This is a genomic window from Desulfovibrio piger (assembly GCF_951793255.1).
Lineage (GTDB): Bacteria > Desulfobacterota > Desulfovibrionia > Desulfovibrionales > Desulfovibrionaceae > Desulfovibrio.
Genome location: NZ_OX636706.1, coordinates 1,741,173 through 1,756,592, shown reverse-complemented (window position 1 = coordinate 1,756,592; position 15,420 = coordinate 1,741,173). Strand labels below are relative to the sequence as shown.

General features: G+C 57.4%; 12 protein-coding genes and 7 tRNA genes. 15 read left to right on the top strand and 4 right to left on the bottom strand.

All coding sequences use genetic code 11. The features are described from left to right. The first annotated feature begins 132 nt into the window (after nt 1-132). Together Q4I12_RS07925 and Q4I12_RS07920 are read left to right on the top strand one after the other, a co-directional pair. Nucleotides 133-1,056 carry a respiratory nitrate reductase subunit gamma gene (locus tag Q4I12_RS07925; protein WP_302261273.1) on the top strand — a complete coding sequence of 308 codons (924 nt, stop codon included), beginning with the start codon at nt 133-135 and terminating at the stop codon, nt 1,054-1,056. Between the two features lie 10 nt (nt 1,057-1,066). Then, on the top strand, nt 1,067-2,665 hold the full coding sequence (locus Q4I12_RS07920; RefSeq protein ID WP_168935190.1) for a (Fe-S)-binding protein: 1,599 nt from the start codon (nt 1,067-1,069) through the stop codon (nt 2,663-2,665). A gap of 480 nt (nt 2,666-3,145) precedes the next feature. Here Q4I12_RS07920 and Q4I12_RS07915 read toward each other — a convergent pair whose 3' ends face one another. The 4 genes from Q4I12_RS07915 to rsfS form a co-directional block, all read right to left on the bottom strand. Beyond that, nucleotides 3,146-4,561, bottom strand: a complete 1,416-nt coding sequence (locus Q4I12_RS07915) for a mannose-1-phosphate guanylyltransferase/mannose-6-phosphate isomerase (protein WP_302261272.1) — start codon at nt 4,559-4,561, stop codon at nt 3,146-3,148. Nucleotides 4,562-4,653: 92 nt separating this feature from the next. Continuing rightward, entirely contained in the window at nt 4,654-4,896 is a 243-nt protein-coding gene (locus Q4I12_RS07910; protein WP_297160239.1) for a hypothetical protein, read from the bottom strand. Continuing rightward, nucleotides 4,886-6,421, bottom strand: a complete 1,536-nt coding sequence (gene gpmI, locus Q4I12_RS07905) for a 2,3-bisphosphoglycerate-independent phosphoglycerate mutase (protein ID WP_297160241.1) — start codon at nt 6,419-6,421, stop codon at nt 4,886-4,888. Before gpmI ends, Q4I12_RS07910 begins: the two co-directional genes overlap by 11 nt. Beyond that, nucleotides 6,418-6,810, bottom strand: coding sequence for a ribosome silencing factor (rsfS, locus tag Q4I12_RS07900; protein WP_168935194.1), 393 nt, complete (start codon nt 6,808-6,810; stop codon nt 6,418-6,420). Before rsfS ends, gpmI begins: the two co-directional genes overlap by 4 nt. Before the next feature lie 193 nt (nt 6,811-7,003). Between rsfS and Q4I12_RS07895 the strand changes: the two genes are divergently transcribed. The 13 genes from Q4I12_RS07895 (at nt 7,004) to Q4I12_RS07840 (ending at nt 15,171) form a co-directional block, all read left to right on the top strand. After that, on the top strand, nt 7,004-8,308 hold the full coding sequence (locus Q4I12_RS07895) for a phenylacetate--CoA ligase family protein (RefSeq protein WP_297160244.1): 1,305 nt from the start codon (nt 7,004-7,006) through the stop codon (nt 8,306-8,308). A 107-nt stretch (nt 8,309-8,415) separates the two neighbouring features. Continuing rightward, a tRNA-Gly gene (locus Q4I12_RS07890) sits at nt 8,416-8,490 on the top strand. An 8-nt stretch (nt 8,491-8,498) separates the two neighbouring features. Next, nucleotides 8,499-8,573 (top strand) — tRNA-Cys (locus Q4I12_RS07885). Nucleotides 8,574-8,606: 33 nt separating this feature from the next. Beyond that, nucleotides 8,607-8,681, top strand: a tRNA-Gly gene (locus Q4I12_RS07880). 8 nt (nt 8,682-8,689) lie between these two features. After that, a tRNA-Cys gene (locus tag Q4I12_RS07875) sits at nt 8,690-8,764 on the top strand. Between the two features lie 32 nt (nt 8,765-8,796). Further along, nucleotides 8,797-8,871 (top strand) — tRNA-Gly (locus Q4I12_RS07870). Nucleotides 8,872-8,890: 19 nt separating this feature from the next. Further along, nucleotides 8,891-8,965 (top strand) — tRNA-Gly (locus Q4I12_RS07865). Nucleotides 8,966-9,023: 58 nt separating this feature from the next. Beyond that, nucleotides 9,024-9,098 (top strand) — tRNA-Gly (locus Q4I12_RS07860). 230 nt (nt 9,099-9,328) lie between these two features. Continuing rightward, a complete protein-coding gene (locus Q4I12_RS07855; protein ID WP_302261271.1) occupies nt 9,329-9,982 on the top strand; it encodes a GntR family transcriptional regulator in 654 nt (217 codons plus the stop codon). Nucleotides 9,983-10,727: 745 nt separating this feature from the next. Further along, nucleotides 10,728-10,973: a 4Fe-4S dicluster domain-containing protein gene (locus Q4I12_RS13975; protein ID WP_367891469.1), complete on the top strand. Its 246-nt coding sequence runs from the start codon at nt 10,728-10,730 to the stop codon at nt 10,971-10,973. Further along, nucleotides 10,970-12,661: an FAD-dependent oxidoreductase gene (locus tag Q4I12_RS07850; protein ID WP_302261270.1), complete on the top strand. Its 1,692-nt coding sequence runs from the start codon at nt 10,970-10,972 to the stop codon at nt 12,659-12,661. The genes Q4I12_RS13975 and Q4I12_RS07850 overlap by 4 nt, the downstream gene beginning before the upstream one ends. Before the next feature lie 68 nt (nt 12,662-12,729). Next, nucleotides 12,730-14,124, top strand: coding sequence for an SLC13 family permease (locus tag Q4I12_RS07845; protein WP_302261269.1), 1,395 nt, complete (start codon nt 12,730-12,732; stop codon nt 14,122-14,124). A gap of 111 nt (nt 14,125-14,235) precedes the next feature. After that, on the top strand, nt 14,236-15,171 hold the full coding sequence (locus tag Q4I12_RS07840) for a LysR family transcriptional regulator (RefSeq protein ID WP_302261268.1): 936 nt from the start codon (nt 14,236-14,238) through the stop codon (nt 15,169-15,171). Nucleotides 15,172-15,420: the final 249 nt, after the last annotated feature.

Genomic DNA, 15,420 nt, shown 5'->3' with positions numbered 1-15,420 from the left:
GCAGGATCCCGGCGCATTGTTCTGGAGAGGTTGGTTCCTGGTGCGCTGCACCTCTTGCTCATGACCGGATCTGGCTCGGTCATGCGCAGAAACCACGATGCCGCAGGCATCTCGACTCATGGGAGAAAACGCATGACAACTCTGTTCTACATCCTGGCCTACCTTGCAGTAATCGGCTTTGTGGCGACTGCCGCCATCAAGGTGAAAGGCTATCTGGCTGCCAGCCCCCTGCATGTCCGCTGGGAGCTCTACCCCGTGCCGCATGAAGGCCCCAAAGGCTCCTACGGCGGCAGCTTCATGGAAGAGACCGACTGGTGGACCAAGCCCCGCCACGTCGACCACTTGGGCGATATCAAGGCCCTGCTGGAAGAAGTGCTCTTCCTGCACGCCACCTTCACCCACAACCTCAAGCTGTGGTTCCGCACCTACCCCTTCCACCTGGGTCTGTACATGCTGATGGGCGGCACCATCATCCTGGTCGTGGCCGCCTTCCTGCGCCTGTTCGGCATGAACCCCGACGGCGGCTTCCTGACCTTCGTGCACAACGTCATCAATGCCATCAGCCTGCTGGGCATGTTCGGCATCATCGGCGGCGGCATCGGCCTGATCTGCCGTCGTCTGCACGACGAAGGCCTGCGCAAGTACTCCACCCCCGAACACTTCTTCAACCTGGGCGTGTTCATCGTCTTCGCCCTGGTGGGTCTGGTGGCCTGGGCCTTCAACCCCTCCTTTGCCCGCATGTCCGGTGACTTCATCTACAACCTGCTCACCTTCAACTTTGCCGACATCAACAGCACCACTTTCGTGATCCACATGCTGCTCGGCTTCTTCGTGCTGATCTGGATCCCCATGACCCACATGGGCCACCTGCTCTTCAAGTACTTCACCTACCATGACATCCGCTGGGGCGACACCCCCACCGATTTCAGCCAGAAGAACAACGAGAAGATGAAGCAGGCCCTGCAGTTCAAGGTGAGCTGGGCTGCCGACCACATCAACGGTCAGGGCACCAAGACCTGGCTCGACATCGCTACCGAATCCCCCAAGAAGGACTAGGGAGTACATCATGAAAGATACGCTGCGTTTGACTGATATTTCCACGGCCGAAGGCCAGATGGTCAGCATCGACCTCAAGGACATCCCCGATGTGGAAGGCCTTGACCTCGTCAAGATGCCCTGGCGCCCCGTTACCGACGAGCAGAAGGCCAAAGTGGCCTGCATCCTGGACGAAGTCTGCGTGCTGAACATCCCCAAGCCCCAGACCCCCCAGGAAGAAGAAGAGCTGGTCAACCGTTTCCTGGACGGTATGCGCAAGCTGTTCAGCAAGGAGAACAACTGGACCTTCCTGCCCATGCTGGAAACCAGCATGGACTACTGCGCCCAGTGCAACTCCTGTTCCGATGCCTGTCATCTGTACGAGATGTCCGGCAAGAACGAGATGTACCGCCCCAACTACCGCTCTGAAATCTTCCGCCGCATCTACAAGCAGTATGTGAAGAAAGAGCCCCTGGCCAAATGGCGTTACGGCGACATGGGCCTGAACTGGAAGACCGTTGCCCGCCTGGGCGAACTGGCCTACCGCTGCAACCTCTGCCGTCGCTGCGCCCAGACCTGCCCCATCGGTGTGGATAACGGCCTGATCGCCCGCGAAATCCGCAAGCTGTTCAGCCAGGAACTGGGCTTCTCGCCCCGCGAACTGCACGAAAAGGGCACCATCAACCAGATGAAGGTGGGCTCCTCCACCGGTATGACCCCCGACGTGGTGAAAGAAAACGTGGAGTTCATCGACGAGGACTACACCGAAATCACCGGCGTGGGCATCCACACCCCCTTCGACGTGAAGGGCGCCGACATCCTGCTGATCCACAACGCCGGCGAAGTCATGGCCTGGCCCGAAAACATCGCCAGCTTCTCCCTGATCTTCCAGGAAGCCGGCCTGTCCTGGACCCTGTCCAGCAAGGCCGTGGCCTATGACGGCGTGAACTACGGCGTGTTCTACGACGACGCCCAGACCGCCCGTATCGCCCTGCAGCACATGCAGGCCGCCAAGGAACTGGGTGCCAAGAAGATCGTCATCGGCGAATGCGGCCACGCCCACAAGGCCATGACCGTTATCGCCGACCGCGTCATCCCCTACGAATACCAGGTGCCCCGCGAATCCTGCTATGTGACCCTGCGTGACATCATCATGTCCGGTCGTCTGAAGCTGGACCCCTCGCGCAACAACTTCCCCGTCACCCTGCACGACCCCTGCAACGTGGTCCGTCTGATGGGTGTGGTGCAGCCCCAGCGCGACATCCTGCACAAGATCGCCCCGCAGTTCCGCGAAATGCCCTGCCACGGCGTGGACAACTACTGCTGCGGCGGTGGTTCCGGCTTCGCCATCATGACCCGTCAGAACATCGACGAATGGCGCGGCAACATCTCCGGCCGTAAAAAGATGTGGCAGATCGCCCAGGCCTTCAAGGACTGCCTTGGCCCCGAAACCAAGAAGTACATCTGCGCTCCCTGCTCCAACTGCAAGGGCCAGATCCGCGAAATGCTGGAACACAGCGATCTGTACACCAAGAACAGCTTCGCCTACGGCGGCCTGGTGGAACTGATCGTCAACGCCATGGTCAACGTCAATCCCGGCTTCATCAAGTGGGAAGGCGACGAAGAGTAATCTTCGACCATGTGTCATCTTTGGGGGGAGCAGCAATGCTCCCCCTTTTTTTATGCCTGCAGAAAAGCGGGAGAACTGCGACGCATCCGTCTGCACCCGTGTTTTCCTGCGGCGAGGGAAAGGCCCCCCTTTTGTGGGCAAAAGCTGCGTCTCCCCCTCCCCCCTCCTCGCCAAAAAACTTTTTTCCGGGCCTGTCCTGTGTCCGGCGATCGCCCTGTGACACCAGAAAAAACGTCCGGATGCTTACAAAAAAGATCCGTTTCATCCATCTGGCTGCGTCGCATACCAGACGGGCTCCGAAGGACTGCGAGGCGTTATCGGGGACGTTTGCCTGATGCCTGTCCCTGGGCCATCCCCCAAATCATCCGCCATTTCGTTTTGCGTCGTGACGCTCACCAGGCTGCCCCCCAAAAATAAAAAAGGCCGCGGGAACTCTCCTGCAGCCTTGGTATCTGGTGATGGCCTCAGGCCATCTCAGGCTCATTCACGCCCGTAACGGTCGTCAAAACGCTCGATATCGTCTTCGCCCAGGTAATCACCGGTCTGGACTTCCACGATCTCCAGCGGCTGTGCCGAAGCGTTGCTCAGCCGATGCATGGTCTTCTGGGGGATGTAGACCGACTGGTCCACATGCAGGTGCATCTCTTCGTCCCCCACGCGCACCAGACCTTCCCCGGCGATGACGACCCAGTGCTCGGCCCGATGCCGGTGACGTTGCAGGGAAAGCGCGGCTCCGGGATTGACCTGGATCCGCTTGACCTGGAAGCGCTCGCCCAGGGCCAGGGTCTCATACCAGCCCCAGGGGCGGTACACACGCAGATGCATCTCCTGTTCGTGCCGGTCCTGGGCGGCAAGACGGGCCACCAGAGTCTTGACCTCCTGGCTGCGGGCCCTGTCGGCCACTAGGACGGCGTCGCCGGTCTCCACCACCACAAGATCCTTCACGCCCAGCGTCGTCACCAGGCGGCTCCCGGCATGGATGTAGCATCCCCGGCTGTCCTGGGCCATCACATCGCCCACGCAGGCATTGCCTTCCGCATCCTGCGTGCTGTTTTCGTAGATGGCTTCCCAGGATCCCAGATCGCTCCAGCGGCACAGCAGCGGCACCATGGCCACATGCGCGCTTTTCTCCATCAGGGCATAGTCCACCGAATCAGAGGGGCAGTGGGCAAAAGATTCCCGATGCAGGCGGATGAAGTCATAATCGGCCCGGCGCAGGGCCCAGGCCTTGCGCACCGCGGCCATGATGGCCGGAGCCTGCGCTTCCAGCTCGGCCAGATACTGGGAGGCGCGAAACACGAACATGCCGCTGTTCCAGAAATAGCCGCCCTGCGCCAGCATGGCCTCGGCAGCCTCCTGCGCGGGCTTTTCCACAAAACGGCGGACCGCGAAACCGGAAGCCAGGGCATCGCCCTTTTCGATGTAGCCGTAACCGGTCTCGGGGCGGTCCGGCGTGACCCCGAAGGTGACCAGGGCCCCTTCGCGGGCACACTCCGCAGCCTGTGTGACGGCAGCGGCAAAAGCCGGCAGATCCTCCAGCACATGGTCCGAAGGCAGGACCAGCAGGACAGGATCACCGTCTTCCACGTCACAGGCGGCCGTCACGGCCAGCGCGGCAGCGGCGATGGCCGGTGCCGTATTGCGCGGTTCCGGTTCCAGCAGGATCCGGCCGTTCAGTCCCTGACGCTGCAGGGCTGCGGCGGCAAGAAAGCGCTGCTCTTCATTGCAGATGACCACGGGCGCGGCCAGTCCGGGCACGGCCGCAAGACGCTGCAGCGTGTCCTCGAACAGCGTATGGCCGCCCAGGTCCATGAATTGCTTGGGATACTTGCGACGGGACAGGGGCCACAGGCGTGTACCGGCGCCCCCGCACAAGATGACGGGACAGATCTTCATGTCGTTTGCTCGGTATATTTGGTAGCGTGGAGAAAAAAGCATCGCGGCAGAGAAAACGGCCGGAGGACTTTCCTCCGGCCGTATGGCGACGCTTACAGATAGTCGGGATTGGCAGCGGCCTTGCCGTTGGCCAGCATGATGCGCACATAATGCAGGCCGTGCTCGTCCACCGGGATGATGGGGAACTGCTTGCCGCAGCCGTCGCAGCGCACATTGCGCGGCTCCACCGGGTTGACCAGCGGTATATGGCGCAGGCAGTGGGGGCAGCGGTAGAAGAACAGCAGCTCCATGCCGTCAGGAGCCACAGGCTCCAAAGGTTTCTGGCTACCGGACATGGGCTTCCTCCACCAGCGGCGTCCCGGTCATGGCCTCGGGCTGGGCGATGCCCCACATGCGCAGCAGGGTCGGGGCCACATCGGCCAGCTTGCCGTCGTGCAGGCGCCATTCCTTGCCGGAGGCATCCAGCAGGATGCAGGGCACGGGATTGGTGGTATGGGCGGTCTGGGGCTTGCCCTCTCCGTCCTTCATGACTTCGCAGTTGCCGTGGTCGGCGATGAGCAGCATACGGCCCTTGCGGGCCTCCACGGCAGCCACCATGCGGCCCACGCATTCATCCACCACCGTGCAGGCTTCCACGGCGGCGGAGAGCACGCCCGTATGGCCCACCATATCGCCGTTGGCCAGGTTGCAGACCACCAGGTCGTACTGTCCGCTCTGCCAGGCTTCCACGAACTTGTCCGTGACCTCGCGGGCGCTCATGGCCGGTTTCTGGTCATAAGTCTGCACCTCGCGCGGCGAAGGCACGAGGATGCGGTCTTCCAGCGGCAGGGGCTCTTCCACACCGCCGTTGAAGAAATAGGTGACGTGCGCGTATTTTTCCGTTTCGGCCAGACGCAGCTGGTGCATGCCCTGCTGCGAAACGACTTCGCCAAGGCCCATGGTCACGGATTCCTTGGGGAAGGCCACCGGCAGGGGGAAGTGGGCGTCGTAGGCCGTCATGGAAGCCACGGCAGCCAGCTGCGGCACCCTGCCCCGCTCGAAACCGGTGAAGTCCGCGTCTACGAAGGCCTGGGAAAGCTCGCGCATGCGGTCGGCGCGGAAATTGTAGAAGAACAGGCCGTCGCCGTCCTGCAGGGTGGAGGCATCCTCGCCTTCCAGCAGCACGGGCTTGATGAATTCGTCGCTGACGCCCTCGGCATAGGAATCTTCCACAGCCTGCACGGCATCCGTGGCTTTGCGGCCCTTGCCGTGGACCATGAGATCCCAGACCTCGGACACGCGCTCCCAGCGCTTGTCGCGGTCCATGGCATAGAAGCGCCCCGCCAGGCTGGCCACACGCACGTCCTTCATGGAGACGATCTGTTCCAGCAGGCTGCGCACATAGGAGGCGCCGCTCTGGGGCGGGGTATCGCGCCCGTCCATGAAGCAGTGGATGCGCACCGGCACACCGGCGGCGAAAGCCATGGCGCACAGGGCCACCAGATGGTTGATGTGGCTGTGCACACCGCCGTCGGAGAGCAGGCCCGCCAGATGCAGACGGCCGCCGCTGCGGCGTGTTTTTTCCAGCACGTCCTGCAGCACGGGGTTGTGGAACAGGGAGCCGTCCTCAAGGGCCACGTCGATGCGCGTCATGTCCTGATAGACGATGCGTCCCGCACCGATATTGAGGTGTCCCACCTCGGAGTTGCCCATATAGCCGGCAGGCAGGCCCACTTCGCGCCCGGAGGCGGCAAGGCGGCTGTGGGGGCAGCGCGCCATCAGGTCATCCAGATGGGGCGTGGCTGCCACCCAGGGGGCATTGCCTTCCCCTTTTTCCGTCAGGCCCCAGCCGTCAAGGATGAGCAACAGGGTGGGGGTCATGCACGGGGCTCCTTGTTGAGGGCAGCGGCAGCCGCGCCCCACAGGTTCTCCAGCTGATAAAGGTCACGCACGGACTGCTGGAAGATGTTGACCACGATGTCGTTGCAGTCCACCAGGATCCACTGGCCGGTGTTGTAGCCTTCCATGCGCAGGTATTCGTAGTTCTGTTCATGGCACAGGGCGGAGACGCCGTCCGCCAGGCTCTGGGCATGACGCACGGAGGTGGCGCTGACCACCAGCAGGGCGTCCGTGAAGGCACCCTGGCCGGCCAGGTCGATCTCGGCCACGTCGACAGCCTTGTGTTCCTCAAGCCACGCCTTGATGACGGCCATTTTTTCCGCCGTAGGCAGTTCCGAATATTTCTTGGGGGTAGAGATAAGGTTTTGCATGTCCCTCCCATACCTCAAAGCGTACCCGAGGGCAACAATCCCGCCCGGCCCGGGGATAGCCCGGCGCATTGTTCCGGGCATAAAAAAAGACATTGCATTGCAATATGTTATCCATGTTTTTCAAGCAGATATCTTGACCTTGGGGGGCTTTTGCGTCATCCATAGACTACTCAGGATTTCAAGGAGAAACGCCGTGATTTTCAATATCGACAAGGAAACGCTGCCCCGCGAAGATATCGAAGCCCTGCAATTGCGCCGTCTGCAGGACCTTTGCTCCCGTGTCTATGCCAATGTGCCTTTCTACCGCAAACGCTTCGACGAGAGCGGTATCAAGCCCGGCGACATCAAGAGCCTGGCCGATCTGAAGAACCTGCCCTTCACCGAAAAGCAGGACCTGCGCAATTACTATCCCTTCGGTCTTTTCGCCGTGCCGCGTGACAACATCGTCCGCCTGCACGCCTCCAGCGGCACCACCGGCAAGGCCGTGGTGGTGGGCTATACCGCCCGCGACCTGCACAACTGGGCCGAACTGGCCGGCCGCAGCCTGTCCGCCGCCGGCGTCAACCAGACGGACATCGTGCATGTGGCCTACGGCTACGGCCTGTTCACCGGCGGTCTGGGCGCCCACGGCGGTGCCGAGCGCATCGGTGCCACGGTGGTCCCGGCCTCGGGCGGCGCCACGCGTCGCCAGGCCTACCTGCTGCGCGACTTCGGCGCCACGGCCCTGTGCTGTACGCCCTCCTACGCCCTGCACCTGTGGGAAGCCGGCCAGGAGGTGGGCATCGACTTCCGTGACCTGCCCCTGCGTACCGGCGTGTTCGGTGCCGAGCCCTGGACCGAAGAGATGCGCCAGGACATCGAGCAGAAAATGGGCATCAATGCCCTGAACATCTACGGCCTTTCCGAAGTCATGGGCCCCGGCGTGGCCATGGAATGCCTGGAATCCAAGTGCGGCATGCACCTGTGGGAAGACCACTTCCTGCCCGAGATCATCGACCCCGTCACCGGCGAACAGCTCCCCGAGGGCGAACTGGGCGAACTGGTCATCACCACGCTCACCAAGGAAGGCATCCCGCTGATCCGCTACCGCACCCGCGACCTGACCAGCCTGGATTACACCCCCTGCCGCTGCGGACGTACCTATGTGCGCCTGACCCGCATCCGGGGCCGCAGCGACGACATGCTCATCATCCGCGGCGTCAACGTGTTCCCGCAGCAGATCGAAGCCCTGCTCATGGAAAACCAGAACCTGAGCCCCAACTATCAGATCATCGTGGACCGCGTGAACAACCTGGATACCCTGGAAGTCCAGGTGGAGATGAACGAGACCCTCTTTGCCGACGAGATCCGCAAGCTGCAGAGCCTGGAAAGCTCCATCCAGAAGAGCATCAAGGAATTCCTGGGCGTCACCACCAAGGTGCGCCTCATGGAACCGCATTCCATCCAGCGCTCCGAGGGCAAGGCCAAGCGTATCATCGACAAGCGGCCCACAGAATAAAGATAATAAAAGCAGCATGTTGGGAAATAAATTTTTTATTTTTCGACAAAATAAAAAAAGCTGCTTGACAGAAAGGGGGCCTCTAGCGTAGAACCCTCTTTCGTTGAGCGGGAGTAACTCAGTGGTAGAGTGCAACCTTGCCAAGGTTGAAGTCGCGGGTTCAAATCCCGTCTCCCGCTCCAACAAATGAGGCGACATAGCCAAGTGGTAAGGCAGAGGTCTGCAAAACCTCCACTCTCCAGTTCAAATCTGGATGTCGCCTCCAAAAAAACGATCGGTGGATATGCCGTGCATATGCGCGGGAGTAACTCAGTGGTAGAGTGCAACCTTGCCAAGGTTGAAGTCGCGGGTTCAAATCCCGTCTCCCGCTCCACAACATAAGGCGACATAGCCAAGTGGTAAGGCAGAGGTCTGCAAAACCTCCATTCTCCAGTTCAAATCTGGATGTCGCCTCCATAAAAAACGATCGCAAAATACCGTGCCAGTGTGCGGGAGTAACTCAGTGGTAGAGTGCAACCTTGCCAAGGTTGAAGTCGCGGGTTCAAATCCCGTCTCCCGCTCCACAAAAAACTGCCCTTTCGGGCGGGAATAACTCAACGGTAGAGTGTCAGCTTCCCAAGCTGAAGGTTGCGGGTTCAAGTCCCGTTTCCCGCTCCACAAGCCGACACGGACTTCTTACGAGGTCCTTTCCATAGCGGATAATTCCGCATCCCGCGCGGGAGTAACTCAGTGGTAGAGTGCAACCTTGCCAAGGTTGAAGTCGCGGGTTCAAATCCCGTCTCCCGCTCCAGCAAATTCAGGGGTTTTCTCTTTGGAGAAAGCCCCTTTTTTCGTACCCGGACACATCCCCCGTCAGCATTTCCCTGTTGCACGGCTGTCCGAAGGCTTCCCCGTCCTGCTCCCGGACCGCAAAAAAACGTGCCATACGGGCGAGTTTGCTCCTTTTTTTGCCATTCTGGGCCATTTGACATAATTTTATAAATTATTTATCAAAATATGTACCTTACAGAAGGAGTTTCCATGAGTACTGCTTCTACCATCAAATCGCTGGCGGCCTACGATTTGATCCGCGACATGATCCTGTCCGGCGAGGCCCTGCCCGGCACCCGTCTTGTCCTTGTTGATCTGGAAAAAAAGCTCGGCGTGGGGCGCGGCCCCATCCGTGATGCCCTCATGCGCCTGGACAAATCCGGTCTGGTCCAGAACATCCCCTACAAGGGGGCCATCGTCATGATGCCGCCCTCTTCCCAGGAGATCGAGCACATCTTCAACCTGCGCATCCAGGTGGAATGTGCCCTGGCCAAGGAGGCCATGCAGCAGGCGACCGCCGAAGACATGGACAGGCTGGAACAGCTGGCCGGCGACCTGGCCGATACCCGTGATGCCGACTTTTTCTTCCACAAGGACAGGGATTTCCACCTGCAGCTCTACTCCCTTTCGCGGATGCACCATCTGCTGGCCGTGGACAGCCACCTGCTGGACTATGTGGAAGGTTTCCTCAATACCCGCCGCTATTCTCCCGAAGACATCTCGCTCTTCATCCAGCAGCACAAGGACATCCTGACCGCCATGCGCGAAAAGGATGAAGAAAAACTCATGGAAGCCATGCGCCGCAACATCCTGGTCGGCCTGGAGCTGATGCAGGACGAGATGAAGCGCCTGAAGCGCCACTAGGGCGCACGCTTTACAGGATAGACAAAGCCACCTTCGGGTGGCTTTTTTCGTTTTTCTGGCGCACCTGTGCTTTTCCCGCTCTCGCCTTGCAACGACGGGCCGCACGGATCATCAGGATACCTGATCCCACGCTTTGCCCTGTAGCGTAGGCCAGGTGAATGCATCCTCCATGCGCCTGGCATGACAAAGCGCCTCCTTTCGCTGAGCGTTCTTCGCCCAGCCTGGAGGGGCTCAGGAGCATCTCGCGGCATGCCCAGCCCAACAGAGCCGGAAGACAGAGAGAGCTCCCTATCCCTGTTCTTTTGACGCCTCGTCTACATTCCTGGGACAGGGGATCTGCCTCTGCTCCAGCCCCATCTTTCCTCCCCCCTCCCCATATCCCGCACCTTCATCAAGGCGATTTTTTTACTGCTGCCCCGCCTCGGACACCATCAGGAACACCTTTCCTTGAAATAACCATAATACACTGTAATAATTTTATAAATCACCATACCTCAAACTTCTGTCGTCACAGACATCCAATTATTTTGGACGCTGCTTTCAATTTTTTTCATCACCTTTTTATCCTGAAAATCCCGTCATACCTATCTGCCTGTATTTAATGACATCATAGAATCGCCCTCAGTACACTATAAAAAATATCATAATCTGAGATGCATAAAATATGTATTGATTAAATTTTTTTGAATAACAATACTTTATTCATCAAAAAATTGACAGGCGCCCATGCCATAAAGGAGATGTCATGCCTCCAATTATTGATGAAAAAAAATGTATACGGTGCGGTTTATGTGAAAAAATATGTACAATGAACATTTTTCTTCCTCCAAAAGACGGGAATATCCCTCAAATAATGTATCCTGAAGAATGTTGGCATTGTACGGCGTGCAAGATGGACTATCCGAGTGGAGCCATAACCTTACGCATACCGATTCCATATCGCTTGTTGCATGTAAAATCAGAAGATCTCATGAGAGGATTCAGCTTATGATTTCCATAACAAATGAATGTGAATATGATGTGGTATGTGTGGGTGGTGGCATCGCAGCACTGCAGGCAGCCATAGCCGCAGCTGAAGAAGGCGCACGAGTCATTGTTGTGGATAAAAGCCATCCTCGCAGGAGCGGCTCGGGTGCCACAGGATGCGACCACTTTGGATGCTATCTCCCGGAAGTCCATGGTGACGATATAGGCGTCATCGCCAGGGAGATCCTGAACAGCCAGACCGGCACATGCCACGACCCCACCCTTACCCGCCGCTTCCTTGAAGAATCCGCAGCCATGGTGCATCTCTGGGACAGCTGGGGCATCCCCATGAAGCCCAAAGGGTTCTATGAATTCAAGGGCCACGCTTTTCCCACCCGTCCCCGGGCCTTCCTGCACTATGACGGGCGCCAGCAAAAGCCTGTCTTGTACAAGAAGGCGAAGGAGCACGGCGTCGCGTTCCTTTCCCACCACCCCGTCGTCGATTTCGTTTTCGACGATGAGGGGCATGTCTCCGGTGTGCTTGCCTTGAATATCCGGACTGATGTTCCGGAATTTTCCCTGATCCGCGGCAAGACAGTCATCCTGGCTACAGGCGTCGCTACACGCTTGTACAGCAGCACCACGACGCCAGGCATGCTTTTCAACATTGCCTACTGTCCCTCCTGCACAGGGACCGGGATATCACTGGCCTGGCGGCATGCGTTCAACATGCTGAATATGGAAATTCCTTATATCCATGCCGGTCCCAAGCACTTTGCCCGCTGCGGCAAGGCTTCTTTCATCGGCGTTGCCCGCTATCCTGACGGCTCGCCCGTCGGCCCGTTCATCACTCGCCCCGACCGGGAATATGGCGACGTGACCCTGGATGTATCCCACCGGATCCTGACAGAAGCGCTTTGCGATGGCCGGGGCCCCATTTTTGTCGATTGTGCCGGAGCGGAGGCTGCCTGGCTCGATGAAATGAAAGAAGCTCTCCACTGGGAAGGCGTTGCCGCCATGACAGACCACATGGAGACGGAACATATCGACCTTGCCGCCGATGCCATCGAGTTCATGCAGTATGAACCCCATATCCAGGGGCGGGGCATCGAGATCAATATTGATGGCGAAACCAGCGTGCCCAACGTCTACGCTGCCGGCGACATCGTGGGCAACTTCCGTGTGGGTGTCGCCGGTGCAGCGGTCTACGGACAGATCTGCGGAAAGAATGCCGCAAAGCGTTCCCGTACGGTTGCCGCCCCCTCCCGCCTGGACCAGGAAGCCCTGGAACAGTCCTGCCATCACTGCAGCCGGATCTATGAACGCAGGCAGGCTGCAAATGCGGCCACGTGGAGGGAGGCCAATATCGCGCTGCAAACCGTCATGACCTCCTACGCCGCCGTGCCCCCCTACCGGGTACGCTCGGCCCGGATACTCACCATCGGCCTGCACTATCTTCGGGATCTGCGCAAAAGGTTCGACAAGGAACTCTCCGCCGCCAATCCGCATGAACTGATGCGAGCCCTTGAAGTCTATGAGCTGCTCGACTGTGGTGAAGCCATCATGCATGCCGCGCTCGAACGCAAGGAGACCAGAGGCAACCACGTGCGTTCCGATTATCCGCTGACCAATCCGCTGCTGGGCAACAAATTCCTCGTCCTCAAAAATGAAGCGGGCAAGGTCCATGCCACATGGCGCGAAAAATGGAACTGACCGTACCCAGCTGCGTCTTTTCAGGCTTTCCCTGTATAGCGGCATAGCCAGCCGAACGAGGTATTTCCATGAACCAGGAACAACATCACGACAGAGCTTACTGGATCAAATGGGGCATCGCGCTCCTGATACCCGTCGTCACATACTTCTGGACAGGTACGACTGACCTTTCCCCCGAGGCCCAGCGCTTCCTGACCTTTACATTCTGCGCCCTTGCCATCTGGACACTGAATATCCTTCCCGAGCCTTTCGTGGCCATGATATTGCCCATCATCTATATCGTGACCGGGGTCGGGAAGCCCAGCCAGATCCTTTCGGCCTGGTCCGGGTCAGCCGGATGGCTTGTCCTGAGCGGCCTGTTCATTGCCGAGGTCATGTCGAGCACGGGCATCGCCAAGCGTATCGCAGTCTGGTCCATCAAGCTGACCGAGGGCTCCTTCCACTTTCTGCTCTGGGGATTCATGCTGGCCGGCTATATCATGGCGCCTTTTATCCCCACGGTCACAGGCAAGGCGGCCATCTTCGCCATCCTGGCGGTCGGCATTTGCAAGGGCTTCAATATCCAGCCCTGCAGCAAGGAGGCCGCAACGCTGGTGATCGGTGCCCTGCTGGCCGTGGCGATTCCCAAGCTGGCCTTCCTCTCTGCCGGCGTGGACGTGGCCATGGCGATGGGCCTGTACGCGCAGGCGACAGGTACCCCCATATCTTGGAGTGCGTACTTCCTGCACAACTTCCCTCCCAGCCTGCTCTATGCGGCCCTTTCCATATATACGCTGCTTTTTATCATGCGTCCCAAGCTGTCCTTCGACCTTGAGACCTTCATCAGGGAGGAATACGAAACTCTTGGCCCCATGAGCCTGCGGGAAAAGAAGGCCCTTATCCTGCTCGGCCTGCTGCTTCTCTCGCTTGTGACAGACCAGATCCACAAGATCGATGCCGGCTGGATGATGCTGATGATCGCGTCCCTCGCCTTCTTCCCCGGCTTTTCCCTGCTCGACAAGAAGAGCCTGAGCAACATCCCCTATCAGCAGGTATTCTTTGTTGTGGGCTGCATGACGATCGGAGGCGCCGCGAAGGCCAGCGGAGTCGACAAGGTCATTGCCGATCTTCTGATGCCTCTCCTGAGCGGTGGCGAACTTTATACGTCATTCTCGACCTTCGTTTCCGGCATCATCCTCAACTTCCTGTTTACACCTATCGCCGCATTCTCGGCCATGACCGCTCCGCTTGTGGAAATGGCTTCCCAGATGAACATGTCCCCGCTGGCGCTGGTCTACTCCTTCTCCTATGGCGTCGACCAATACCTCTTTCCCTACGAATTCGTCGTGACCCTCTATTTCTACTCTACCGGTTACATCAAGCTTTCCCATTTCATGACGATATTCGCAGTCCGGATGGTCCTTGCCGGTGCATTCCTGGCCCTTGTGCTTTACCCTTACTGGCAATTCGTCGGCGTTTTTTAGAGATATACAGATATGGTCCATAGGGATATTGATAAATGCAAATTATCAATATCCCTATGGACTTTTTTATATAAGTGATATATTTTTTTACAATTTTAAGGAGAAAATATTATGAACCAAAGAATAAGCGGAGACCTGTTACAATGGCTGCGCGGTTTTTATAATGTTGTACTGTATGGGAATTTGAGTAATGCTGCTTTTCATATGAATATAAAGCAATCAGCGGTAAGCCACCACATACGAAATCTTGAAAAAGAATTTGATACGACACTGTTTTACAGAGAGAACAATCGCCTCATCCTGACAGAGGCAGGAGAGATCCTCTATAGAGATGCAGAAAAATTTTTCGATATGCTTGAGCGAACAAGACATGCGCTCTCTTCAAATAAAAACGACCTCAGCGGCACCATTTCGATGGCCATGCCCCATGCCATCGCCCAGAACCTGCTACCTGAGGTCATTTCAAAATTCCATGACAAGCATGAAGGGGTCTGCTTTTCCCTTTTCAGCGGAAGCTCAAAACAAATTTATGAAAAAGTAAAAAATGGTATGGTTCATTTCGGAATAGTAAACCAGTTTGACATGGCAGACCATAGAGATACAGCTCTTGACATCACTCCGCTGTTTGGTGCGCGCCTTCAGATAATATCATCGCGCAACAATCATTTTTCCCTTCCGAAAGAAGCATCCATAAAAAGCATAGAAAAATTCCCGTTCATATCATTTTTTCCTGAATATGCTGTAGGATCAACGATTTCAAATTATATCAGCAAGAACAATATCAGTTTGAATACCATTTCCTATATATCCAGCTTCAATACTCTTATCAATATGGTCAAAGCAAATATTGGCATCTCGATCATCGACTCATTTGCCGTAATGGATGACAATGATCTTTGCATAACAAATATAATAGATGAGATTCCTCTACGTAAATATATCATGATCTCAAAAAAGAACCGGTATATCCCGCCGCAGAGCATCGCTTTCAAAGAACTCCTTTTTGAATTCATTCCTCCCAAAAACTGTATTTCCCTGTTACCCTAAGACGTTTTATCCATCACCATGCCCATGACGATCCATCACTATACAGGGCAGCATGAACGATGCATCACTCTGCGGTGATAGCGACACGGACAACTGCCGGCAAAGATTTTACAGCCTGCATGGAATACTTCCTGCACATGAGGGCAGGCACTTTTCCCCAAACTTGCATTCCCCCACAAAGGGGCAGACGCCCCTGTCCGACGGAAGGAAATGCCCCAAAGAAAAAGGCGACATGCCGTGCATGCCGCC